This window comes from Ruegeria sp. HKCCD6119 (genome assembly GCF_013110585.1).
Taxonomy (GTDB): domain Bacteria; phylum Pseudomonadota; class Alphaproteobacteria; order Rhodobacterales; family Rhodobacteraceae; genus Ruegeria.
Genome location: NZ_WVQV01000011.1, coordinates 56,890 through 77,564, shown reverse-complemented (window position 1 = coordinate 77,564; position 20,675 = coordinate 56,890). Strand labels below are relative to the sequence as shown.

Here is a 20,675-nt window from a genome sequence, read left to right as displayed (position 1 = left end):
TGATGACGGCCCTTTGGAAGGATTTCAAGTGACACCGCAAACCCTAGCCCATCAAACCTATGCGCAAACCACCGCGCCGACTCGGACGCCTCGAGACACAGAATACGAAGCGATTTCAAGGATCACACGGCGCCTGAAGGCAGCAACAGCACAAAAGGCAACGGATTTTTCGGGTTTTGTTCAGGCCGTGCACGAAAACCGGCGGCTATGGGGGGTGCTCGCAACCGGCGTTGCCGATTCCGAGAATGCCCTGCCCAACGACCTGAGAGCCAGGATCTTCTACCTTGCCGAATTCACCGAACAACACAGCAGCCGCGTTCTGGGAGACGGCGCAACCGTTGAGCCGTTGGTGGAAATCAACACGGCCGTACTGCGCGGGTTGCGCCAAATGAGGGCAACTTGATGAGCGGTCTGGTCCTAAAGCTTGCCCCGAAAGAAAGGGTTCTGATCAACGGGGTCGTAATTGAGAACGGCGATCGCCGCGGCCGGTTTTCGATTATGACGCCCCAGGCAAATGTACTTCGATTGCGGGACGCGATTCATCCGGATGAGGTGAATACGCCGGTGCGCCGCGTCTGTTATGCCGCGCAGCTTGTATTGTCAGGGGACATCGAACCTTGCCAAGCACGTCAGCAACTGTTGCGCCGCGTGGAAGAGCTGAGCCAGGTTTTTACGGATGCAGATAGCCGTCGGGTCTTGGCCGAAGCCACGGATGCCCTGGTTGCAGAGCATTATTACAAGTGCCTCAAATCGCTTCGCTCGCTTCTGCCGCGCGAAGAGCGGCTGATGGCTTACCAGCAATGACATTCCAACCCGTCATTCCAAGCGGCGGAATCGTGGGCTGGCGGTTCCTGCAACGTACCTATGAAAGTCAGCTCCAGAGTTTTTCGTCGTCAGCAGCAAATGAAAGAGAGACAAAGTATTTTCTGGACAACATCGGGAAAATCCAATCCGCTGAAGAGCTGGTTTCGGATCGCAGGTTGTTGCAGGTCGCTTTGGGTGCGTTCGGCTTGGAAGGAGATTTGGACAACCGGTTTTTCATACGCAAAATCCTCGAGGATGGGACACAGGCGGATGACGCGTTGTCCAATCGTTTGGCCGACAAGCGATACCGGGCATTTTCTGACGCCTTTGGGTTTGGTCCCGGAGCTGTCCGAAAAACCGCGCGGACGTCCGACATGGAGCAAATCGCCCAGGCCAATTTGACGGCCAGGTTTGAAATCGCCGTTGGCGAGTCGGATGAAACGATGCGAATTTCGCTCTATGCACAACGAGAGCTTTCGGATCTTGCCAACAGGACCTCAAGCGCAGACACAAAGTGGTTTGATCTTATGGGGTTGCCACCTTTGCGCAGCATGATGGAAACGGCACTTGGACTGCCGTCATCCTTTGCGCAGCTGGACATTGACAAACAACTGGTCGAGTTCAAGGCCAGGTTGCTCAAACTGACCGGCTCGGATGACCTGGCACAGTTTTCGAACCCACAGTCTGTTGAGAAACTGACCGACACCTATTTGGCCAGAAGTCAGATTGCGCAACTTCAGAACACGATCTCGCCGGCGCAGACCGCATTGATCTTGTTGGGGGCCGTTTGAGCAGAACGCCTCCGGATCGAAGTGATCGGTGAAGCATGATCGCAAGGGCGTCACGTTGATCAAGGCAATGCGGGTTTCTTCAGAACTGCAAACGACAGGCCTCAACCGTTCAGAATCTCATCGGCTGCGGTTCGTAAAGCGTATGATCTGACGGGACGGGACACATTGTGCAGATTGACGTCTCCCAGCGGTACAGCATTGGAACAGGCCGGTTCGATGTCTTCTGAAACGACAATGCGGTGCCCTTGCGACTTGCCGAACTCGCCCAAACGTGCGGCGATGTTTGCGGCCTGACCGATAACTGTGAAATCAAGCCGTTCGCGAGATCCCACATTGCCGTAGGTGACACGCCCATACGCGACGCCGATCGAACAGTCGCAATGCCTGTCCGTACCTTCTTTGCGCAGCTCTCCCAAAGTTTCGACAATTTTGATCGCCGAGCGCTGGGCATTGGTGCGGGCCGTACTGGCATCCTCGTCCGTTGCCGGGAAGACGGCAAGCACAGCGTCGCCAATGAACTTGAGGACTTCTCCGTTGTTGTCATGAACAATGCCCGAGACCGTTTCAAAGAACTCGTTCAGCAGATTGATATACTCGCCCCGGCCCAGCTTCTCTTCCAGGCTCGTTGAATTACGGAGGTCGCAGAACATGATGGCGGCGTCGATCTCATCCCCGTCACCCCGCCTGATTTCGCCGCCCAATACGCGCGCGCCGGTGCGTTTGCCGACATAGGTTTCCAGCAGGACCTGCGCGTTTTCGCGCTGCATGAACACTTCGTAGAAACGGGCGATTACCGAGGAACATTCAAAGACAAGGCCCAGATTTTCGGTGGTAAACCCGTCCGGGTGATCGCAGGTCAGCGTCAGAACATTGGTGCGCCCGTCGGAAAACGGCAAGGGCATGGCCACGTAATCTGTTGCGCCCTTGGCCCGCAGGTCCTCCATGATCGGGAAGCTGTTATGCGGGTTTTCATCATTCAACCTTTGCCGCACGCCACCCAGGCCGTTCGAGACATGCCGCAAGGGGCTGTTGATGAAAGCTGGGTGATCATAGATTTCGTATGTCGGAGCCCGGGTCAGAATCTCTTCTTCATCTTTTTCCCAGATATAGTGCTTTCCCGCGATCAGGGGGTGAAGGGACCAGGCCAGAATGCTCAGCCTTTGTATTGCGATGCCGTGCTCCAGCATCTTTTCGGCGAGCGCTTTGGTAAAGCTTTCGGGCGTTGCCGCGGTCGAAGCACCACGCATCAACCAATCAATCAGGGGCCCGCTGATGTTGCCGTCTTCAGGTTCGCGAAGGCGGTTGTCGCCCAGATGGATCTTCGTATAGGCGCCGGGCACAAAGCCGATACAGCCTTGAATGGCCGCGCTTTCGGGCAGGGCTTCCTCATAGGCCCAGACAGAATTGGCCAGGTTTTCGGACCCCAGATTGATGTCGTGATACGTGGCAGTGCCTTTGAACGGGCAGAATGTTTGCAGGTCTGTTTCTTCGCTCAAATCAACACAGACATCCGCGCGGGGAACATAGATCGTGGGCGGCAGGCGCGTTTCATACATCACCTTGGCATCTGTGCTTTCAGCCAAAAGCACATCATTGCGATAAATGGCAATTCTGCCATTCAGCGATTCAACCGATATTCCATACCCATTGATTTTTGGTGCGGCGTGGACGTTCATATGCGACCTCCCTTGCCTGGGTTTTTTCTAGAATGGGGCTTTGCATCCCACATTCCAAGAGGCGCAGAAGGGAAAAGTGCCAACGCATACGGTCATGCAGCAAGGTTCAGACCATTTGTATGACGTCTTTTTCGATGGACAGCATGTACCCTTTTTTGGCGATGTTTTTGACCAGAAGTTCACTGACCATCTGATTGCCAAGCGCATCCCGCAACCGTTTGATCCGCGTCGCGCCTGCGGCTTCGTCGCAATCGGCTTCATTACGGCCGGAAATCATCGCCTCGATCTGGGCGCCGGACAAAACCTCATCATCCAGTCGCGATTCAGCCAGAACCGATAAGGTTTCCATGGCGGCAGGCGTGAGTTTGAAATCCATGTTGTTGAGGTAGACGGTGTTTTCCTCGCGGCTGATCAGCAACGAAGTCACCTGAATGCCGGTGCGTTCGATTTGCGCCATGCGTCGGTTCAGCAGTACCAGCATAACCAGAAAGACCAATGCCGAGGCCATCATGGCACAGGCAAAAACCAGAAGCACATAGATCACCATCCGATAGCTGGACAGGGTGTCGGCGAAGGCGGTGCCAGACTGGGCCAGAATTTCAAGCAGGCGAATCTCGGTCTGTGAAGTCAGATCGGTCTCGATGAACAATCGCTCGACCCGCGCGTTGAATGCGTTCGCGTCCGGCAGGGTCCAGAACAGGAAAACGGCAGCGGTGATCAGAATGGCGATAATGGCTGCGACGCCCAGCACAACCAGACGGACCCCCGACCGGCGTGCGTCAGAAACGGAGATAGAATTGTCCGGCATTGCCTTTCCTCTGATCCAACCCTTCCGGCCCGAAAACGGACTGCACTTCAAGCAAGGTCCAGCCTGACGCGCTCAGGCGCTGGGCGATTTCTGCTTGGGCCTGGCCCTTGTCGCAGTTCGAGACCTGGATAACCCCATAATGCAAACGCAGCGGGTTGTCTTTCTTGGCCTTGTAATCCGCATAGCAATCCGCCGCAGACGCAGCAGAGCCAAGCGATATCAGGACCGCAAAGGTCAGAGAAGAGAGGATCTGTTTCATAGGCCGCATCCTGCGCACGAGTCGCCGCGATATTCAATAACCCAAGGGGTTTGCGGGTTCTGATATCCGATAACACCGGGCCGTTATTGCTTGTCTGGGCCGGTCGCCCCCAGTGTCAGGGCAATCAGGACGCGCTCCGTCACACGGTCGCCCAAACACTATGAAGGACACGCATCATGCATAAGAAATTCATCGCATTCATCGTTGCGACCGCGGTTGCAATAACCGGGGTGTCTGCGTCTCAGGCACGGGCTGCGGACGCAAAGGACATTCTTGGCGGGCTGGCCGCCATCGCGATCATCGGGGCCGGGGTTCACTATTACAACAAGGAAAAGAAAAAGGATCGGGCGACTCGCCACCAAACCTATACCCCGGCACCTTACACGCCGCAGCCGGTGCGCCCTCTGCCGCCGCGCGTGGCGCGTTATGATCTGCCCCAGCGCTGCCTGCGCACATTCAACGGGTATTCACAGGATCATCCGCTGCTTGGGCCGAAATGCCTCAAGAAGCACTACAAACATGCCAATAGCCTGCCGCAAGAGTGCAAAGTCGGTTTCTGGAATGGGCAAAAGGTCAAGCGGGCATACGAACCCGCGTGCCTGCGCCAGAAAGGATACCGTGTCGTTTACCAGTAACACCGGTTGAGCAGGAGCGGCGCCAAAGAAGCGCCGTGTGAGAGAGGGCGGTGTGGGCTGCCCTCTCTTTTTTTCTTGCGGCGCTGTGTGAAACACGGTTTTCCAAAGGCATGACAAAACCAGATTTCGAACTTGAACAGGCGCTGCTGGGCCGGGGCCATTGCCGCATCGCGGGCGTGGATGAGGTCGGGCGCGGCCCTTTGGCCGGCCCGGTCGTCGCGGCAGCGGTGATCCTGAACCCACAGGCCATCCCCGAAGGGTTGAATGATTCCAAGAAGCTGACGGCCAGACGTCGGGCCGCCCTGGATGCCGAGATCCGGCACAGCGCCGAGTTTGCCGTGGCCGAAGCCTCGGTCGCCGAGATTGACGAGATCAACATCCTCAGGGCATCGCATCTGGCGATGCTGCGCGCGGTTGAGGCACTGTCGCCGGCCCCCGATTTCCTGCTGATCGACGGGAATATGATTCCACGCGGCCTGAAAATCCCGTCGCAGGCCGTCGTGAAGGGGGATGCCCGATCGGTGTCGATTGCAGCCGCCTCGATCCTTGCGAAAAACTGGCGCGATCAGGTGATGGTGGATTTGGCGCAACAGCATCCGGGATATGGATGGGAAACCAACGCCGGTTATCCGTCAAAACAACACAAGGAAGCGCTGCAAAATCTTGGCGTGACCCCACACCATAGACGTTCGTTCAAGCCAGTGCACAATATCTTGTATCAAGAGTAAATCGTAAGTCGCTGATTCAAAAAAGAAATTGACGGCGAATCGTCTTTGACTCATCCTTGTCTCAACCAAATGAGCGCAAAAGCGCCGTGGATACTTGAGGCAGTGATATGACAACGACCACCAAAAAGGGCGCAAAAGCGCTCCCTTTAAACACGATTCTATCCGGGGACTGCATCGAAGTGATGAACAGTCTGCCCGAGGCGTCGGTTGACCTGATTTTCGCCGATCCTCCGTATAACTTGCAGCTGAAAGGCCAGTTGCACCGCCCGGATAACTCTCAGGTGGATGCGGTTGATGATCACTGGGACCAGTTTTCCAGCTTTGGTGCCTATGACCAGTTCACGCGCGAATGGTTGAAGGCAGCACACCGTCTGCTGAAGCCCAACGGCGCTATCTGGGTGATCGGTTCTTACCACAATATTTTCCGTGTAGGCTCGGCTTTGCAGGACGCAGGATATTGGATCCTCAACGATGTGGTCTGGCGCAAGTCGAATCCGATGCCGAATTTCCGGGGCAAGCGCTTTACCAACGCGCATGAGACGATGATCTGGGCCAGCAAACGCGAAGGCGCGAAATACACCTTCAACTATGAGGCGCTAAAGGCTCTGAACGAAGGCGTGCAGATGCGCAGCGATTGGGTGCTGCCGATCTGCACCGGGCATGAGCGTCTAAAAGATGAAAACGGCGACAAGGCACACCCGACACAAAAGCCGGAATCGCTTCTGCACCGCGTGTTGATTGGCTCGACCAATCCGGGCGATGTGATTTTGGATCCGTTCTTTGGCACGGGTACAACCGGTGCAGTTGCCAAAATGCTGGGTCGCGAGTTCATCGGGATCGAGCGCGAGGAAAGTTATCGCAAAGTGGCGGAAAAGCGCATCTCGAAGGTACGCAAATTCGACCGCGAAGCGCTGGAAGTCAGTGCCAGCAAACGCGCCGAACCGCGCGTGCCCTTCGGGCAACTGGTCGAACGTGGCATGCTGCGCCCGGGCGAAGAGTTGTATTCCATGAACCAGCGCCACAAAGCCAAGGTCCGGGCCGATGGCACATTGGTCGGTGACAACGTCAAAGGCTCGATCCATCAGGTGGGCGCCCATCTGGAAAATGCGCCGTCCTGCAATGGCTGGACCTATTGGTGCTTCAAGCGTGACGGCAAAACGGTTCCGATCGACGTTCTGCGCCAGCAGATCCGGGCCGAGATGAACTGATGCAAAGAACACCGCCGGTGCCTGTGGCCTGACACAAGGCACTACGCCTTGCCCCGCCGATCCTACGGCGGGGTCTTTTGTTTTCGGATCAACAGTGATTGCATGTTGTTGACCCTGACACTGCAAGAAAGATCACGGCCATGACCGAGACAACCGCGCAGCCCCGCCGCAGTCTGTTTTTCACGGAACCTGACACGTTCGATCTGGACAACAAATACACCGAGGCCGCGTTGGAGCGGCACAAGCGAGAAGGGTTGGAACTGGCCGTCCGCGCGCGCTGGGTGGCGATGGCACTGACCGGGGTTCTTCTGGTTTTCCTGAACCCGCAATGGGAGGTGCTTTGGTATCACTTCATTCTGCTGCTGATCTGCGCCAACGGTTGGCTGATCCGCCGTTCCGGTCGGGTGGGGCAATCGCGGGTCGAGCTTCTTTTGATCTTCGTGGATCTGCTGATCATGACCCTTGGAATGATCGTGCCCAACCCGTTCAGTGACGATGTTCGCCCTCTGGCCATGCAATACCGGTTCGACAATTTTCAGTACTTTTTCGTCATCCTGGCGGCTGGAACCCTGGCTTATTCCTGGCGAACGGTCATTGCCATCGGTTCGTGGACGGCATTGATGTGGACGATCGGTTGGATCGTTGCCTCGTGGGTGGCAACGCCGATTCCGGGGATCAGCGAAAAGGTTGCAGAGGCCTTGCAGGGCTATCCGGATGTTGCCGAGCTGTTGGACCCCAACAGTTTCATGGTCCCTCAACGTATCCAGCAAGTGATTGTATTCATAATGGTCGCGGTAACGCTGGGCATTTCGATGCGGCGTCTCAATCAATTGTTGATGAACAACGCAGGATTGGAACGTGAACGGGCCAACCTGTCGCGGTATTTCTCGCCCAATGTGGTGGATGAGCTGAGCCAGAACGATGAACCGCTGAAACAGGTCCGCAAAGAAGATGTGGCCGTTCTTTTCATCGATATCGTCGGGTTCACCAAATACGCCGCCGGGCGGGATCCCTATGAAGTGATCGAGGTTCTGCGCGGGTTTCATGCCCGTATGGAAACCGAGGTATTCCGGCACCACGGGACCTTGGACAAGTATCTGGGCGACGGTTTGATGGCGACCTTCGGCACTCCGGTGCCGACGCCCCTGGACGCGAGCAATGCCCTGGACTGCGCGCGTGCGATGGTGGGTGTGATCGACCGTTGGAATCTGGAACGTCGCAGGGTGGGAGAGCCCGAAATCCATGTCGGCGTTGGGGTGCATTACGGCTCGGTCGTACTTGGGGATATTGGCGCCAACCGGTTGGAATTCGCGGTGATTGGCGATGCGGTCAATGTGGCGGCCAAGCTTGAGGCACTGACGCGTGATTTCAAGGCGCGTATCGTTGTCAGCGATGCCGTGCGTTTGCGGGTCGAGGAAGAAAACCCGCAGGCGCCGGAGGTCATGGCCGGTTTTGGTGCCTGCCGCGACCAAACCGTGCGAGGGGTCGAGGCGCCGATGGATGTCTGGGTGATGAAAAGCTGAGGGCCTCCCGCCCGTCAGAACAGGATCGCAGATGCAGTGCTGACAGTTGGGTCAAGCAGCGCGCCAGTGCGCGCTGCGGTCACGCTTTGGGCATGGGGTTCAAAGATTTGTTGTAGGGGTGCCAGTCGGTGATCTCGGGATAATAGTGGCGTCGCCACGCGCGAACGCGCGGGTTCATGACCCGCCGCCAAAGCGGAGGGATCATAGCGAACACGGTCATGACGGGATAGCCATAGGGCAATTGTGGGGCTGCGTCCGACGCGTGATGTTGCAGCAGCGGAAACCGGCGATTGGGTTTGTAATGGTGGTCCGAATGGCGCTGAAGATTGATCAGCAACCAGTTCGAAGCTTTCTGCGAGGCATTCCAGGAATGGCGTGGCAGGACATGCTCGTACCGTCCGTCGCCCAGGTGTTTTCGGGTCAGGCCGTAATGTTCGACGTAATTGACCAGCTCGAGCTGCCAGATCGCGACACCAGCCTGAAGCAGAAACAACGCCACGCCGGACCATCCTCCGATCAGGCCGGCCAGAGCCAGCATCCCACCTTGCAGCGCCCAGTACCGCCAGAACGGGTTTGAACGATCTGTCCACGGTCTGCCGATGCGGGCCAGCTTGGTGCGCTCGGCGTTGAAGGCCGAAACCCAGCATTGCCACAGAACGCGGGGATAGAAGCGATGGAAACCTTCGTTGTAGCGCGCCGTTACCGGATCGCGTGGGGTGCCAACATGGCGGTGATGGACCAACAGGTGCTCGGACCGAAAATGAGAATACAGCACCATGGCAAGAAGGATGTCCCCCAGCCAGCGTTCCATACGGCTTTTCTGGTGCATCAACTCGTGGCTGTAATTGATCCCAATCGTGCCCGAAATGACGCCCATGCCAAAGAAGAGGCCGATTTTCTCAAGCGTTGACAGATGGGTGCCGTGGGTTGCGTACCAGATCAGACCAAAAAGGGTGACGAACTGGATCGGGGCCCAGAGTTTTGTCAGTAATATGTACCATTGCAGCGCCGTGTCCGGCGTCTCGGGGTCGGCGTTTTGCGTGTTGAGCCCGGTGATCCGGTCCAGCACTGCAAAAGCCCACCAGGTTGCGGCAGGAACCAGCAGCAGTGACCATCCACCGGTGGCAGCTGAAAACCAGACCAGCGGAATCAGCAGCAGCGACACCCAGAAAGGGGATGCAGATTGCCAGCGGGACAATGTGCCTGTTGCGATCATCTTTTCTGCTCCGACTTTACGGAGATATCCTAGCCATGGCCCGAAGATTTGCACAGCGGACTTATTGTCCTCGCCAAAGATCATAGGCCTTGCGCATCACGGTTGGCAGGTCGCCTGGCCTGAAGCTTTGTTTGTCTACAACTGTCAGATGTTCGGGTACGTCGTGATCGGCGGCATCCGTGGTCCAGATCCGCAAAATCAGGTGGAAATGCGTAAATGTATGGCGGACTTCGCCCGGCAACATCTTCCAATTCGCCGGGAACGGAGGCCGTTCGGCCGGGGCATCGTTCCACTCTGATCCGGGCCAGCCCAGCATTCCGCCCAGCAAACCTTTGTCAGGCCGGCGTTCCAGCACCATGGCCCCGTCTGCGCTTTGCGCAACATACACGTGCCCATAGCGCGTGGATTTGGGCTTTTTGGGTGTTTTTCGTGGCAGGTCGGCCTGGGTGCCTGCGACGCGGCTCTGACAGGGGTCACGCAGGGGGCAAATGCCACATGCCGGCGACTTCGGCGTGCAGATGGTTGCCCCCAAATCCATGACCGCCTGCGCGTAATCGCCGGGACGTGTGGCCGGGGTCAGGGTCGACGCCTTTTCCTTCATCAGGGGTTTGGAGCCGGGCAGCGGATCGTGAATGTCATGGAGCCGGGCCATGACACGCTCGACGTTTCCGTCCAGCACGGTTTCAGGCCGATCAAACGCGATGGCCGAGATCGCAGCGGCGGTATAGGGGCCTATGCCGGGTAGGTTCAGCAGCGCTTCAACGCTGTCGGGAAACCGGCCATCGTAGTCTTGCGTGACGGCCCGGGCGCATTTCAAAAGATTGCGGGCGCGGGCGTAATAGCCAAGCCCGGCCCATTCCCCCATGACCTGATCGTCCGGTGCGGCGGCCAGAGCCTGAACCGTAGGCCATCGGGTGGTGAAGCGCATGAAATAGTCGCGAACGGCGGCAACTGTTGTCTGCTGCAACATCACTTCGGACAGCCAGACCCGATAGGGGTCGGGGCGCATCCCGGCGGCGCGATCTGCCGGACCGATGCGCCATGGCATTTCGCGGGCGTGCCGGTCGTACCATTCCAGCAACGCATCACTGACGGTGAATTCAGCAGAGTCACGCAAGTTTTATTCAACTCCCGGTCGGGTTTCGCTGGCACATGGTGGCCTGCCCAGTACAATAGAGGTGTAGGAGCAGGAAACCAGATGCAACGCAGACGTTCTTCGACCCGCGGGTTCAAACGCACCGCATCCTTGCTGAACGATCAGATCCGGCGCGCCGGGGAAAGCCGGGGGTTTGCCGTGTCGCGGCTTTTGACCCACTGGGCCGAGATTGTCGGCCAGGAAACCGCCGCCATCGCGCGCCCGGTCAAAGTGGGTTATGGCAAGGGCGGATTTGGTGCCACCCTAACTGTGTTAACGACCGGGCCACAGGCTCCGATGCTGGAAATGCAGAAGGAACAGCTGCGCGGCAAGGTAAACGCGGTCTATGGCTATAACGCCATCAGCCGTGTCCGTATCACCCAGACCGCTCCGACCGGATTTGCCGAGGGGCAGGCCAGTTTCGACCACAAGCCGAAGCAAGCCAAACCCCAGATTGCGCCTGACATTGCCGCCGAGGCCGACAAAATGTCACGCGATGTACATGATGTAGATTTGCGCGCGGCTCTTGAACGTCTCGGGCGCAACGTTTTATCCAAACAGAAACGCTGAGAAAGGGCTGAAAATGAGCCGTATTGCAACCGTAATCTGTGCGGCCGTCGCCGTGGCCGCTGGCGGCTATTGGCTGACAGGGTCGAACACCAATGTCACCATTCCACTGGTCAGTGCCGCCGAAGCGCAGGAGGTAGACCTGGATACTTCGACGATCGTCGAGATGGTGCAGGGCGCCGAGGATGCACCTGTCGAAATCATCGAATATGCATCATATACCTGCCCGCACTGCGCAAATTTCCACACAGGCGCCTATAAGCAGCTCAAGAAAGACTTCATCGACACCGGCAAGGTCAAGTTTACCTATCGTGAGGTGTATTTTGACCGCTACGGCCTTTGGGCATCGATGGTTGCACGCTGCGCTGGCCCCGAAAAGTTCTTCGGTATCACAGACCTGATCTATGAAGGGCAGGCAGAATGGACACGCGCAGGTGGTCCGGCCGAGATCGTGGACGAGCTGCGCAAGATCGGTCGTTTGGCCGGCATCGATGGCGACCAGCTTGAGGCTTGCCTGCAAGACGGTACCAAGGCGCGGACATTGGCTGCGTGGTATCAGGAAAACGCCGAACGAGATGGTATTCAGTCGACCCCGTCGTTCCTTGTGAACGGCAAGAAAGTCGACAACCAGTCCTACGCTGACTTCAAAAAGCTGATCGAAGACGAACTGGGCGGCTAAAAACCCTTTTCCGGTTGGCCCTGTAGGGGCCGACCGGGCCTATTTTGGTGCAGGTGCTGCATTCAATAGCATGTCGCGGACCTTGTCAGTTTCGCCCACTCGCAGACGAACCGGCAGAGTGATCACTTTGCTCCGAAAAGCCGGGGGCAGACGTACGGCGTCTTTCTCGGTCGTTATCATCTGAATACCCAGTTGGCGCGCCTCGTTTTCCAGACGGGCCATCAGTGCCTGAGTCAGAGGCTGGTGGTCGTCCAGGGCTTCGGCGCGGACCAGGTCTACGCCCAGCTGTCGCAGGGTTTTGAAGAACTTCTCGGGGTGGCCGATACCGGCAAATGCCAAAGCGCGTGTGCCGGTCCAGTCCATGCCGGTTTGCAGGGGCTCGATTGCTCCGGTGACATGGGGAACAGACAACTTGTCGCCCCACTGACCGGTGAAAGCCATTTGCGCGGCCTCATCGCCCAGAGACAACACAAGGTCGGCCCGTTTCAATCCGATGTCGACCGGTTCCCGCAGTGGCCCGGCAGGCAGGCACAAACCGTTTCCGAACCCGCGTTGAGCATCGACAACAATGATCGAGAAATCCTTGGCCACCGAGGGGTTTTGAAAACCGTCATCCAGCACGATTGCCGTGGCGCCCGCCGCTGCGGCGGCCCGTGCGCCCGCCGCCCTGTCCTTGGCAACCCAGACTTCGGCAAACATCGCCAGAAGCAGCGGCTCGTCTCCTACTTCGGCAGCCGTGTGCCGGGCCGGATCAACCTGCACCGGCCCATCCAAAGAGCCTCCGTGCCCCCGCGTGACGACATGTGGTTCGTGCCAGGCGCCTCGAAGCTGTTCAAGGGTCCAGATCACCGTTGGTGTCTTACCGGTTCCACCAGCATTGAGGTTGCCGATACAGATCACGGGCACACCCGGCTTTTCGCCGGATTCCGAGGCGATCCTACGGGCGGTTGCCGCTGCATACAGGCGCCCCAACGGTGCCAGCATACGCGCCCTAAGATCCGGTTGGTCCGGGGTCGTGTTCCAGAAATCAGGTGCCCGCATGATCCGCACTCCGCTGATCCAGAATATCCTGCACCATTTCGATCAGGGCGTCAGCCTGCGGTGCGCCTTCGGTCAACAATTGCCATCCCGCCAACGCCATGTCGGCAGCTTGATCCGGCGCCAGAAGCTGCACAACGGCGTCGCCCAGTTCGGTTGCCGTTTTAACCTCTTTGGCGGCGTTCACCTGTTGCAGGCTGGAATAGAATTCCTGATGGCGATGCACATATGGTCCGAACATGATCGCAGACCCCAGCGCGATTGCTTCGGACGGATCCTGACCGCCCGCGCCGCGTTCCAGTGAACTGCCCATGAAGGTCACTGGTGCCATGCGATGCCACAGGCCCAGGTTTTCGGGGTCCGATGTCAGGACGACCTGCGTGGTATCTTCAATCATGTCCCCTTCATCCCAGTTGACGCAGCGCAGGTCCATCGATTCCAGCCGCCGTCTCAGCGGCGAGACTTCCGGCTCGTTTGCCACGTGCAACACCAGAACCAGCCGATGCAGCATCCGCAGTGCCTGACGGTGGGCTGTCAGAACCGAGATGAACTCCTTGTCCTGAACCCATGCCGCCAGCCAAACCGGGCGCCCGGCAAGTGTATGAGTGGTCTCGATAAGTTCGTCTTCTGGCCAGGGCCGAGGGTTGGGGCTGATCCGCAAAGGCGGTGATTCCGCAACTTTTCCGGATTGGATTCCGAGGCGGCGGATCTGCCGAGCCGTCTCGGCGGATGGCGTGAGAATCTTGTGGAAACAGTCAAAGGTCACCCGTGTGATGTCCGGCAGCCAACGGGCGTTCCGGGACAGAGTGACGCTGAATTGGGCGTCGAACAGGACCAGCGGGATCGCCTGTTCGTTAGCGCGCGTGACAATGTTGGGCATCAGATCGCCACCGACCCACAACCCCATGTTCGGACGCCAGTATTCGATAAACTCGCGGGCGGCGCCACTCTGTTCCTGTGGCAGGTTGATCAAAGGGAACCTGCTGTCCGGCCAGTTGGACAGATCCTCATCCGGGGGGGCTGTCAGCAGGAAATTCAGCTTGGCCCTGACCTGCGACAGCCGACGGCAGAAGTCGGTCACAGCCCGCAGCCGATCCGGTGTGGCAACATGGATCCATAGCAACTCACCTTTGGGGCGCGGCAGGTTGGATTGCGGCGCAACCCCGTTGCGCAACCCCCATGACAACACCCTGTAGGCGGCCAGGCTGAGTGAGCGCGGTTTGCTCATGTTCCAATTCCCGGCCCGGCCGGATCCAGCAGTGCCGACAGTTGCTGATGAATCGAGGCGCTGGCGGCGATCACGCCGTTCAACCTGGGATGCATGTTGTTGAAGATCAGCCGTCGACCCGTACGGTCGGAACACACGCCGCCGGCCTCTCGGATGATCAGGTCGCCGGCGGCAATGTCCCATTCCCAACTGGGGCGCAGGGTCAGCATGCCGTCGAACCGCCCCTGCGCAACCAAAGCCATGCGATAGGCAAGTGACGGACGATACGCGCGTTCGAATTCTGGCGCCTGCGCGTCGCGCCAATGCCGTGCGTCAAGATTTGGCTTGGCGGCCAGAATTTCTGATTGCAAAAGCTCTGCGGTGTCCGAGGTCGTGATCGTCTTACCATTGAGAGACGCGCCCTGACCTTGGGCCGCCGTGTACAGCAAATCCCGCATCGGCAGGTAAATGACCGCCGCCGTCACCACGCCGTTATCGGCGACGGCTATGGAATGTGCCCAGGTGCGCGCGCCTTCTGCAAAGCTTCGGGTGCCGTCGATCGGGTCGATGATGAAAGTGCTGCTGCGGTCCAGCCTGTCGGTGGAATCCTCGGATTCCTCACTGAGCCAGCCATAGCCCGGTCGCGCCGAACACAACCGCTCCTCCAGCATCGTGTTCACGGCAAGGTCCGCCTCGGTCACTGGGCCGGCGCCATCGGGTTTGTCCCAGCGCTGTGCTTGCGTGCCGGAATAGCGCGTGGCGATCTTGCCGGCCTCCAGCGCCGCCTCGATCAGCAGGGGCAGATCAGTTGCCGGCAAGTGTCATTCCTTCGATCAGAAGCGACGGAACCACGCGCGACAGGTATGGGCGGGCATCGTTCGCCGGGATGATCCGGCGCAGCATGTCCCGCAGATTGCCTGCGATGGTGCATTCATTGACCGGATGCGTGATCTCGCCATTCTCGACCCAGAAGCCCGATGCACCCCTTGAATAGTCACCGGTATTGGGGTTGATCGTTGAACCGATCATGGACGTGACCAGCAACCCGGTTCCCATATCGCGCAGCAGGTCGGCGCGGCTTTGGTCACCTTGTGTCAGGCTCAGGTTCCAGTTGCTGGGCGATGGCGGGCCCGAGACCCCACGCGCGGCATTTCCCGTGGACGCCATATCCAGTTTTCGCCCGCTTGACAGGTCCAGCGTCCAGCCGGTCAGAACGCCGTTTTCCACGATTGCCCGGCGTCGTGTCGGCAGACCCTCGGCATCAAAGGGACGCGAGCCCGAAATGCGCGGGCGGTGCGGGTCTTCGATCAGGGACAGATGCGCAGGCAGAACGTCCTGCCCCAAACAATCCTTGATCCAAGATGCGCCCCGTGCGATCGCCGCGCCATTGCTGGCGGCCAGAAGGTGGCCGATGAGCGAAGACGAGATCCGTTCGTCGAAGAGAACCGGAAAACTTCCCGTCTCAGGTTTGCGCGCACCAACCTGTTGCGTGGCGCGTTCACCTGCTGTGCGCCCGATTTCTTCCGCGCTGCGCAGGTCGGATTGGAACGTCCGGCTGTCACCGTCATAGTCCCGTTCCATCCCGGTGCCTTCGCCCGAGATCGCAACACAGGAAACCGAACGGCTGCTGCGCGCGTACCCGCCGGTGAACCCGTTTGTCGCGGCCAGATGCACATGGTGGGTTCCATAGCTTGCGGCCGCATCCGACACCTGGGTGACGCCGGCGACGGCCAGCGCTGCGGCCTCGACCGTCAGGGCATCCTGCATCAGGGCTTCGGCAGACGGGTCCGGGGCGGGGTCGGACAATTCCAGTGACTCTATGTTCCAGTCTGTGACCAGCTGGTCCTTGTCAGCCAGCCCGGAAAACGGATCTTCGGGGGCCTCCCTGGCCATTGCGACAGCTCGTTCCGCCATGGCGCGCAGGGTTTCAGGGCGGCTGTCGGAACTGGACACAATGGCGGATCGTTTGCCCAGAAACACCCGCAATCCCAAATCAGTCCCTTCCGAGCGCTCGGCATGTTCCAGCGCGCCGCCCCGCACTTCGACGGAAACAGAGGATCCGTCGATAACGATGGCATCCGCCGCGTCCGCGCCTGCCTTGCGGGCCACGTCAAGCAAGTGATGGCTGATTTCTTCTGGTGAGCAGGTCATGAGGCCTCCGGGTTGATTGCCAAGGACCTAGCCTTGGACCGCCCGTCTCGCAAGACCTGTGACCAGATTGTGCGTTGAGGATCGCGGTGAACCAGTGCCGTTTCAGAGGTTTGGGCAAGGGTTGGCAGCGCAGAGAAAGGGCCGCATGTTGCGCGGCCCTTTCCGTTGATTGTCACTTGATACGCTGACCATTCGCCAGGATCTGGCCGTCTTCGGTGAACTCGATCTTCGAGTTCAGTGTGTCCGGTTCTGCGCCCGGAACTGCCATCAGACCCATCATCATGCGGGCACCCAGCGCGTCTTCTTCCGAGATGATTCCCATGCCGATCAGGGTGTCGATCAACTGGTTGGCGCCAACCAGCCGAAGGTTCGCCACGCCGCTTGGGCTGGGCAGGCCATCAAACTCTTCGGTATTGGTGTTGTCGAAAGCAAAATCACCGGTACCGGTCAGTTTGGCGCCAACCAGCGAAACCAGCAGTTCGTTGATCTTCAGCGAGTGCAGTTCCCCCGGCGCTTCGTCGGATTCGACGTCGATTTCAGGATCGAAGATATTCATCAGCACTTTCGCGGTTCCCGTCGCATCCAGCGCAATCGTCGCCGGATCACGCGGCAGCGCGCCCGCAGGATCGAAAATGCCCCACAATACGTCCGACATGGTGAAATCGGTCAGGTTCAGCCCAAAGCCGAAGGGTTGAACCTCGTCCGATTGCTGGATGGGGAATTCGAAGTTCAGGCCCGCCTTGGCCATCGAAAGTTCGATCGGGAACGGCAGGCCCGCCGTGGTAACGGCCATCTTCGTGCTGTTCTGGTCAATGTCATAGACGATACGCTCTGCATCGATGCTGGCTGCAAAACGCCCGCCTTCGGACGTGCTGTTCATCGAGAACGCCTGACCTTCGCTGGTCCCGCTCAGATCCGTGCTGCCTGCGGCATAGGTGAAGGTGCCGTCAAACGAAAAACCAGCCTTGTAAAAGGCTTCTGGGTCCGAAAAGTCAAAATCCGGCGGGACGACGTTGTTGCCCTCAAATGCCAGTTGATCGAGTTGACCGTTGATCAACCCGTTTTCGCCGCTTTCAGGATCCTGAAAGTTCAGATCATAAGTTAACGTGGCTGCGTTGAACGTCTGGCTGATGTTCCGATTGTCGCCGATCTGCATCCGCGAGCTGCCGGACAGATCGCTTGCTTGGACATCGATGCCAAACACATCATTGGGCAGCGCCTCACCATCGACCTCAATCGAATCCAGTTTCACGCCCAGATTGTCAGCCTTGTAGTCATAGGTCATGTCGTCCGGTGTGCCCGACACGACCATGTTCAGTTGGCTGTGGGAATAGGTGACAGTGGCTGCGAAGTTTTCGTCTTCGGCCTGACCGGTGATTTCCATGGGAAAGCTTTCCGGCAGGTCAATGGTAACGGTCCCGTCACCATTTTCGGTCAATGTCATTTCCGGCATGACCATCTGAAACTGTCCGTCCTCTTCGGGAAGGGCCACTGAAAGTGTCATGTTGGAAATCGTGGTGACGTCGCCCGAAGTGCTTTCGTCTCCTGTGACGGTGTAACCCATCGAGGTGAAATAGCTCTGCCAATCGGACCAGACGTCATCGGCCGACAGATCGGCAAACGCCCCTTGGGTGGCAACGGCATAAGCCAAGGCAGCGCCGCAGCTGCGGCGAAGGAAAACGGACATAAGGTAACCCTTCTTGATCAATTTGTGGCGCATGGTCGGTTTTGTGGCGGGTATCGTCAAGGGGGCAAGGGCTGGACCCTTTCCCCGTTTACGCGTTACGGCTGTAGCCGACAGAGATTGCAATGCGTGAGGAAGGGCAAATGCAGGGAAAAACTGTTCTCATAACCGGGGCCAGCCGAGGAATTGGGGCCGAGGCAGGGCGCGTTTTTGCCGCAGCCGGCGCCAATGTCGCATTGGTGGCTCGCAGTCAGGATCAGATTGACGCTCTGGCGGCCGCATTGGGCGATAAGGCCATCGCATTGGCCTGTGACGTCAGCGATTTCGCGCAGGTGGAACAAGCCGTGGCCACATGCGTGGACCGGTTCGGTGGGTTGGATGTTCTGATCGGCAACGCGGGTGTGATCGATCCGATCTTTCATCTCTCGAATGCTGACACCGAGGCGTGGAGCAAGGCCATCGACATCAACCTGAAAGGTATTTTCTACGGGATGCGCGCGGCGTTGCCGGTGATGCGGGCTGCGGGAGGAGGGAGCATTCTGACGATCTCGTCCGGTGCAGCGTCGAACCCGGTCGAAGCCTGGAGCCATTATTGCGCCTCGAAGGCCGGGGCCAAGATGCTCACGGAATGTCTGCATCTGGAAGAAGCCCATAATGGTATTCGCGCCATGGGCCTGTCACCGGGGACGGTGGCCACCGATATGCAGCGGTCGATCAAGGCCAGCGGCATTAATCCCGTCAGTCAGCTGGACTGGGATGTGCATATCCCTGCGGACTGGCCCGCACGGGCGCTGTTGTGGATGTGCTCGGATGATGCCGATGAGTTTCTTGGCACTGAAATTTCGCTGCGGCTTGAAGACATTCGCAAACGGGCCGGGCTGATATGATCGATTTGACCAAAGAAGGTGGCCTGTGGACCGTCACGATCAACAATCCCGGCAAGGCGAACGCCCTGACGGGGGCCATGCTGGCGGAACTGGCCGAGATCGCCGAATCCGCGACAGAGGCCAAGGCGTTGATCCTGACGGGCGCGGGCAAAGTGTTCAGCGCCGGGGCAGATCTGGACGAAGCGCGCGCCGGTCTGGCCAAATCGGATGTCTGGGAAAGGCTGTCCGGCGCCATTGCTGCGTTGCCCTGTCTGACCGTTGCCGCACTGAACGGCACTTTGGCAGGCGGGGCCAACGGTATGGCACTGGCCTGCGATCTGCGCATTGCCGTGCCGTCGGCCAAGTTCTTCTATCCGGTGATGAAGCTGGGGTTTCTGCCACAACCGTCCGACCCCGCGCGGCTGGCGGCTCTGGTCGGACCGGCAAGGGCCAAGTTGATCTTTATGGCGGGTCAGAAAATCACCGCGCAAGAGGCGTATGAATTTGGCCTGGTGGACCGGATTGTCGATCCCGATCACCTGATGCAAACCGCACGCGATCTGGTTGCCGACAGCGTGAACGCCGACCCCGAGATCGCGGCGGGAATCGCAAGGTTGTGTTCATGAGGTTGTCTGCACTGCGCCTGCGGGTCGCTGACCCGGATCGGCTGGCCGCGTTTTATCGCGACATTCTGGGCATGTCCGTTGGCCGAACAGAAACCGGCCACCGTGTCGGCTATGACGGTGCAGACGCAGATATTTTGTTGCTGCCGGGTGGAGGAGGGTACACCCATGACAAGGGGCAGCGCTACTGGAAGATAGGAATCACCGTGCCGGATGTCGATCTTGCTGCGGCTCATCTGCGCAGGTTTGACGTTCCAGTGAGCACGCCGAATCAGTTTCTGGACATCGGCTACATGTGCCATCTTGCGGATCCCGAAGGGTTCGTCATCGAGCTGCTGCAACATGATTTCGAAGGCAACCGACCGCCGCATGCAGCGGACCCTGACGCGCCTTTTGCGCAGGCTCGGATCGGTCAGATTACCCTTCGAACCGGCGATATTGCCGCCGAAGACGCGTTCTGGCGCGCCCAGGGCATGTCGTTGTTGTCGATGCAGGAGGTCGCCCCTTACGGCTTTGACCTGCATTTTTATGCCTTTACCGACGAAACCCCGCCCAATCCTGACCTTTGGGCTGTTGAAAACCGCGAATGGCTGTGGAAACGCGCCTATACGACGTTGGAATTCCAACATGTTGCGGGCGCACAATTCGTGCATGTACCGGACTTTCAGGGTATCGTGATCGAAGGCCTGTCCGAACCTCTTACAGATATTGTCGGGGACCAGATCCTGCCAGGTTGATCAGCGCCCGCGCCGCTTGCCCGGAACTTTCGAACGAAATCCGGGTGGGCGTTTGCGAACCCAAGTCAGAAATTTCTCGAGCCTTGGATGCGCACGCAGGGCCTCGACCGTGTTGAAACTGCGTGCCAGTTCGGCTTCGGTCAGGGTGGCGTGCACCTCTTTGTGGCAGATCTGATGCAGCAGAACGGTAGGTCCGCCCTTGCCTCCTTTGAGTTTTGGGATCAGATGATGCAGGCTGCCACCCCCGTCGGGGATCGGGCGGTCGCAAAGCGGGCAGATTGGATCGCTGTTCGTCATGATGATGTGAAACTTGCGCCTGTGACGGGCGAAGGCAAGAGGG

23 protein-coding genes are annotated in these 20,675 nt (G+C 58.6%); 12 read left to right on the top strand and 11 right to left on the bottom strand.

All coding sequences use genetic code 11. From position 1 onward, the window contains the following. Positions 1 to 28: 28 nt before the first annotated feature. From flaF to GS611_RS18235, 3 genes are read left to right on the top strand one after another with little or no spacing between them, the layout of a single operon-like run. Positions 29 to 403 (top strand): flagellar biosynthesis regulator FlaF, encoded by a 375-nt coding sequence (gene flaF, locus GS611_RS18245; protein ID WP_171637813.1) that lies wholly within the window; start codon positions 29 to 31, stop codon positions 401 to 403. Beyond that, entirely contained in the window at positions 403 to 804 is a 402-nt protein-coding gene (gene flbT, locus GS611_RS18240; protein ID WP_171637811.1) for a flagellar biosynthesis repressor FlbT, read from the top strand. The genes flaF and flbT overlap by 1 nt, the downstream gene beginning before the upstream one ends. Beyond that, positions 801 to 1,595, top strand: coding sequence for a DUF1217 domain-containing protein (locus tag GS611_RS18235; protein ID WP_171637809.1), 795 nt, complete (start codon positions 801 to 803; stop codon positions 1,593 to 1,595). The genes flbT and GS611_RS18235 overlap by 4 nt, the downstream gene beginning before the upstream one ends. Positions 1,596 to 1,696: 101 nt before the next feature. Here the strand turns inward: GS611_RS18235 and GS611_RS18230 are convergent, their stop codons facing one another. The 3 genes from GS611_RS18230 to GS611_RS18220 all read right to left on the bottom strand — a co-directional run bounded on the left by GS611_RS18230 (position 1,697) and on the right by GS611_RS18220 (position 4,338). Then, a complete protein-coding gene (locus GS611_RS18230) occupies positions 1,697 to 3,271 on the bottom strand; it encodes a DUF427 domain-containing protein (protein ID WP_171637807.1) in 1,575 nt (524 codons plus the stop codon). Positions 3,272 to 3,377: 106 nt separating this feature from the next. Next, positions 3,378 to 4,079, bottom strand: coding sequence for a helix-turn-helix domain-containing protein (locus GS611_RS18225; protein WP_171637805.1), 702 nt, complete (start codon positions 4,077 to 4,079; stop codon positions 3,378 to 3,380). Further along, a complete protein-coding gene (locus tag GS611_RS18220; protein WP_171637803.1) occupies positions 4,051 to 4,338 on the bottom strand; it encodes a hypothetical protein in 288 nt (95 codons plus the stop codon). Before GS611_RS18220 ends, GS611_RS18225 begins: the two co-directional genes overlap by 29 nt. 176 nt (positions 4,339 to 4,514) lie before the next feature. Here GS611_RS18220 and GS611_RS18215 point away from each other — a divergent pair, with 176 nt between their 5' ends. The 4 genes from GS611_RS18215 to GS611_RS18200 all read left to right on the top strand — a co-directional run bounded on the left by GS611_RS18215 (position 4,515) and on the right by GS611_RS18200 (position 8,432). Then, a complete protein-coding gene (locus GS611_RS18215) occupies positions 4,515 to 4,973 on the top strand; it encodes a hypothetical protein (protein ID WP_171637801.1) in 459 nt (152 codons plus the stop codon). 110 nt (positions 4,974 to 5,083) lie between these two features. Further along, positions 5,084 to 5,701: a ribonuclease HII gene (locus GS611_RS18210; RefSeq protein ID WP_171637799.1), complete on the top strand. Its 618-nt coding sequence runs from the start codon at positions 5,084 to 5,086 to the stop codon at positions 5,699 to 5,701. 107 nt (positions 5,702 to 5,808) lie between these two features. Continuing rightward, a complete protein-coding gene (locus tag GS611_RS18205) occupies positions 5,809 to 6,909 on the top strand; it encodes a site-specific DNA-methyltransferase (RefSeq protein ID WP_171637797.1) in 1,101 nt (366 codons plus the stop codon). Between the two features lie 140 nt (positions 6,910 to 7,049). Then, positions 7,050 to 8,432 (top strand): adenylate/guanylate cyclase domain-containing protein, encoded by a 1,383-nt coding sequence (locus GS611_RS18200; RefSeq protein ID WP_171637795.1) that lies wholly within the window; start codon positions 7,050 to 7,052, stop codon positions 8,430 to 8,432. 79 nt (positions 8,433 to 8,511) lie between these two features. On the opposite strand, the gene GS611_RS18195 is transcribed toward GS611_RS18200, so the two are convergent. Both GS611_RS18195 and mutY read right to left on the bottom strand, forming a co-directional pair. After that, a complete protein-coding gene (locus tag GS611_RS18195) occupies positions 8,512 to 9,648 on the bottom strand; it encodes an alkane 1-monooxygenase (RefSeq protein ID WP_171637793.1) in 1,137 nt (378 codons plus the stop codon). 61 nt (positions 9,649 to 9,709) lie between these two features. Then, complete coding sequence (gene mutY, locus GS611_RS18190; RefSeq protein ID WP_171637790.1) at positions 9,710 to 10,765, bottom strand: A/G-specific adenine glycosylase; 1,056 nt, start codon at positions 10,763 to 10,765, stop codon at positions 9,710 to 9,712. An 81-nt stretch (positions 10,766 to 10,846) separates the two neighbouring features. On the opposite strand from mutY, the gene GS611_RS18185 reads away from it, so the two are divergent. Continuing rightward, positions 10,847 to 11,353 carry a DUF721 domain-containing protein gene (locus GS611_RS18185; RefSeq protein WP_171637788.1) on the top strand — a complete coding sequence of 169 codons (507 nt, stop codon included), beginning with the start codon at positions 10,847 to 10,849 and terminating at the stop codon, positions 11,351 to 11,353. A 13-nt stretch (positions 11,354 to 11,366) separates the two neighbouring features. After that, the gene (locus tag GS611_RS18180; RefSeq protein ID WP_171637786.1) at positions 11,367 to 12,029 is read left to right on the top strand and encodes a DsbA family protein; all 663 of its coding nucleotides are present in this window, start codon (positions 11,367 to 11,369) and stop codon (positions 12,027 to 12,029) included. A gap of 39 nt (positions 12,030 to 12,068) precedes the next feature. Here GS611_RS18180 and lpxK read toward each other — a convergent pair whose 3' ends face one another. The 5 genes from lpxK to GS611_RS18155 all read right to left on the bottom strand — a co-directional run bounded on the left by lpxK (position 12,069) and on the right by GS611_RS18155 (position 18,112). Beyond that, complete coding sequence (lpxK, locus tag GS611_RS18175; protein WP_171637784.1) at positions 12,069 to 13,070, bottom strand: tetraacyldisaccharide 4'-kinase; 1,002 nt, start codon at positions 13,068 to 13,070, stop codon at positions 12,069 to 12,071. Beyond that, a complete protein-coding gene (locus GS611_RS18170; protein ID WP_171637782.1) occupies positions 13,057 to 14,295 on the bottom strand; it encodes a 3-deoxy-D-manno-octulosonic acid transferase in 1,239 nt (412 codons plus the stop codon). Before GS611_RS18170 ends, lpxK begins: the two co-directional genes overlap by 14 nt. Next, the gene (locus GS611_RS18165) at positions 14,292 to 15,092 is read right to left on the bottom strand and encodes a 3'(2'),5'-bisphosphate nucleotidase CysQ (protein ID WP_171637781.1); all 801 of its coding nucleotides are present in this window, start codon (positions 15,090 to 15,092) and stop codon (positions 14,292 to 14,294) included. Before GS611_RS18165 ends, GS611_RS18170 begins: the two co-directional genes overlap by 4 nt. Then, entirely contained in the window at positions 15,079 to 16,425 is a 1,347-nt protein-coding gene (locus GS611_RS18160) for a TldD/PmbA family protein (protein ID WP_171637780.1), read from the bottom strand. Before GS611_RS18160 ends, GS611_RS18165 begins: the two co-directional genes overlap by 14 nt. A 172-nt stretch (positions 16,426 to 16,597) precedes the next feature. Further along, entirely contained in the window at positions 16,598 to 18,112 is a 1,515-nt protein-coding gene (locus tag GS611_RS18155) for a DUF2125 domain-containing protein (RefSeq protein ID WP_171637779.1), read from the bottom strand. A gap of 140 nt (positions 18,113 to 18,252) precedes the next feature. On the opposite strand from GS611_RS18155, the gene GS611_RS18150 reads away from it, so the two are divergent. The 3 genes from GS611_RS18150 to GS611_RS18140 are packed head-to-tail and all read left to right on the top strand — an operon-like array spanning position 18,253 to position 20,335. Continuing rightward, positions 18,253 to 18,996: an SDR family oxidoreductase gene (locus GS611_RS18150; protein WP_171637778.1), complete on the top strand. Its 744-nt coding sequence runs from the start codon at positions 18,253 to 18,255 to the stop codon at positions 18,994 to 18,996. Then, positions 18,993 to 19,601: an enoyl-CoA hydratase/isomerase family protein gene (locus GS611_RS18145; RefSeq protein WP_171637777.1), complete on the top strand. Its 609-nt coding sequence runs from the start codon at positions 18,993 to 18,995 to the stop codon at positions 19,599 to 19,601. The genes GS611_RS18150 and GS611_RS18145 overlap by 4 nt, the downstream gene beginning before the upstream one ends. Beyond that, positions 19,598 to 20,335 (top strand): VOC family protein, encoded by a 738-nt coding sequence (locus GS611_RS18140; RefSeq protein ID WP_171637776.1) that lies wholly within the window; start codon positions 19,598 to 19,600, stop codon positions 20,333 to 20,335. Before GS611_RS18145 ends, GS611_RS18140 begins: the two co-directional genes overlap by 4 nt. Here GS611_RS18140 and GS611_RS18135 read toward each other — a convergent pair whose 3' ends face one another. Further along, complete coding sequence (locus GS611_RS18135; protein ID WP_171637775.1) at positions 20,336 to 20,632, bottom strand: HNH endonuclease; 297 nt, start codon at positions 20,630 to 20,632, stop codon at positions 20,336 to 20,338. It lies immediately after the preceding gene. Between the last annotated feature and the right edge of the window lie 43 nt (positions 20,633 to 20,675).

Excerpts from the sequence above, each read along its gene's own strand:
- flbT (WP_171637811.1), top strand. The coding sequence starts at position 403 with ATGAGCGGTCTGGTCCTAAAGCTTGCCCCGAAAGAAAGGGTTCTGATC.
- GS611_RS18235 (WP_171637809.1), top strand. The coding sequence starts at position 801 with ATGACATTCCAACCCGTCATTCCAAGCGGCGGAATCGTGGGCTGGCGG.
- GS611_RS18230 (WP_171637807.1), bottom strand. The coding sequence starts at position 3,271 with ATGAACGTCCACGCCGCACCAAAAATCAATGGGTATGGAATATCGGTT.
- GS611_RS18225 (WP_171637805.1), bottom strand. The coding sequence starts at position 4,079 with ATGCCGGACAATTCTATCTCCGTTTCTGACGCACGCCGGTCGGGGGTC.
- GS611_RS18220 (WP_171637803.1), bottom strand. The coding sequence starts at position 4,338 with ATGAAACAGATCCTCTCTTCTCTGACCTTTGCGGTCCTGATATCGCTT.
- GS611_RS18215 (WP_171637801.1), top strand. The coding sequence starts at position 4,515 with ATGCATAAGAAATTCATCGCATTCATCGTTGCGACCGCGGTTGCAATA.
- GS611_RS18210 (WP_171637799.1), top strand. The coding sequence starts at position 5,084 with ATGACAAAACCAGATTTCGAACTTGAACAGGCGCTGCTGGGCCGGGGC.
- GS611_RS18205 (WP_171637797.1), top strand. The coding sequence starts at position 5,809 with ATGACAACGACCACCAAAAAGGGCGCAAAAGCGCTCCCTTTAAACACG.
- GS611_RS18200 (WP_171637795.1), top strand. The coding sequence starts at position 7,050 with ATGACCGAGACAACCGCGCAGCCCCGCCGCAGTCTGTTTTTCACGGAA.
- GS611_RS18195 (WP_171637793.1), bottom strand. The coding sequence starts at position 9,648 with ATGATCGCAACAGGCACATTGTCCCGCTGGCAATCTGCATCCCCTTTC.
- GS611_RS18185 (WP_171637788.1), top strand. The coding sequence starts at position 10,847 with ATGCAACGCAGACGTTCTTCGACCCGCGGGTTCAAACGCACCGCATCC.
- GS611_RS18180 (WP_171637786.1), top strand. The coding sequence starts at position 11,367 with ATGAGCCGTATTGCAACCGTAATCTGTGCGGCCGTCGCCGTGGCCGCT.
- lpxK (WP_171637784.1), bottom strand. The coding sequence starts at position 13,070 with ATGCGGGCACCTGATTTCTGGAACACGACCCCGGACCAACCGGATCTT.
- GS611_RS18170 (WP_171637782.1), bottom strand. The coding sequence starts at position 14,295 with ATGAGCAAACCGCGCTCACTCAGCCTGGCCGCCTACAGGGTGTTGTCA.
- GS611_RS18160 (WP_171637780.1), bottom strand. The coding sequence starts at position 16,425 with ATGACCTGCTCACCAGAAGAAATCAGCCATCACTTGCTTGACGTGGCC.
- GS611_RS18155 (WP_171637779.1), bottom strand. The coding sequence starts at position 18,112 with ATGTCCGTTTTCCTTCGCCGCAGCTGCGGCGCTGCCTTGGCTTATGCC.
- GS611_RS18150 (WP_171637778.1), top strand. The coding sequence starts at position 18,253 with ATGCAGGGAAAAACTGTTCTCATAACCGGGGCCAGCCGAGGAATTGGG.
- GS611_RS18145 (WP_171637777.1), top strand. The coding sequence starts at position 18,993 with ATGATCGATTTGACCAAAGAAGGTGGCCTGTGGACCGTCACGATCAAC.
- GS611_RS18140 (WP_171637776.1), top strand. The coding sequence starts at position 19,598 with ATGAGGTTGTCTGCACTGCGCCTGCGGGTCGCTGACCCGGATCGGCTG.
- GS611_RS18135 (WP_171637775.1), bottom strand. The coding sequence starts at position 20,632 with ATGACGAACAGCGATCCAATCTGCCCGCTTTGCGACCGCCCGATCCCC.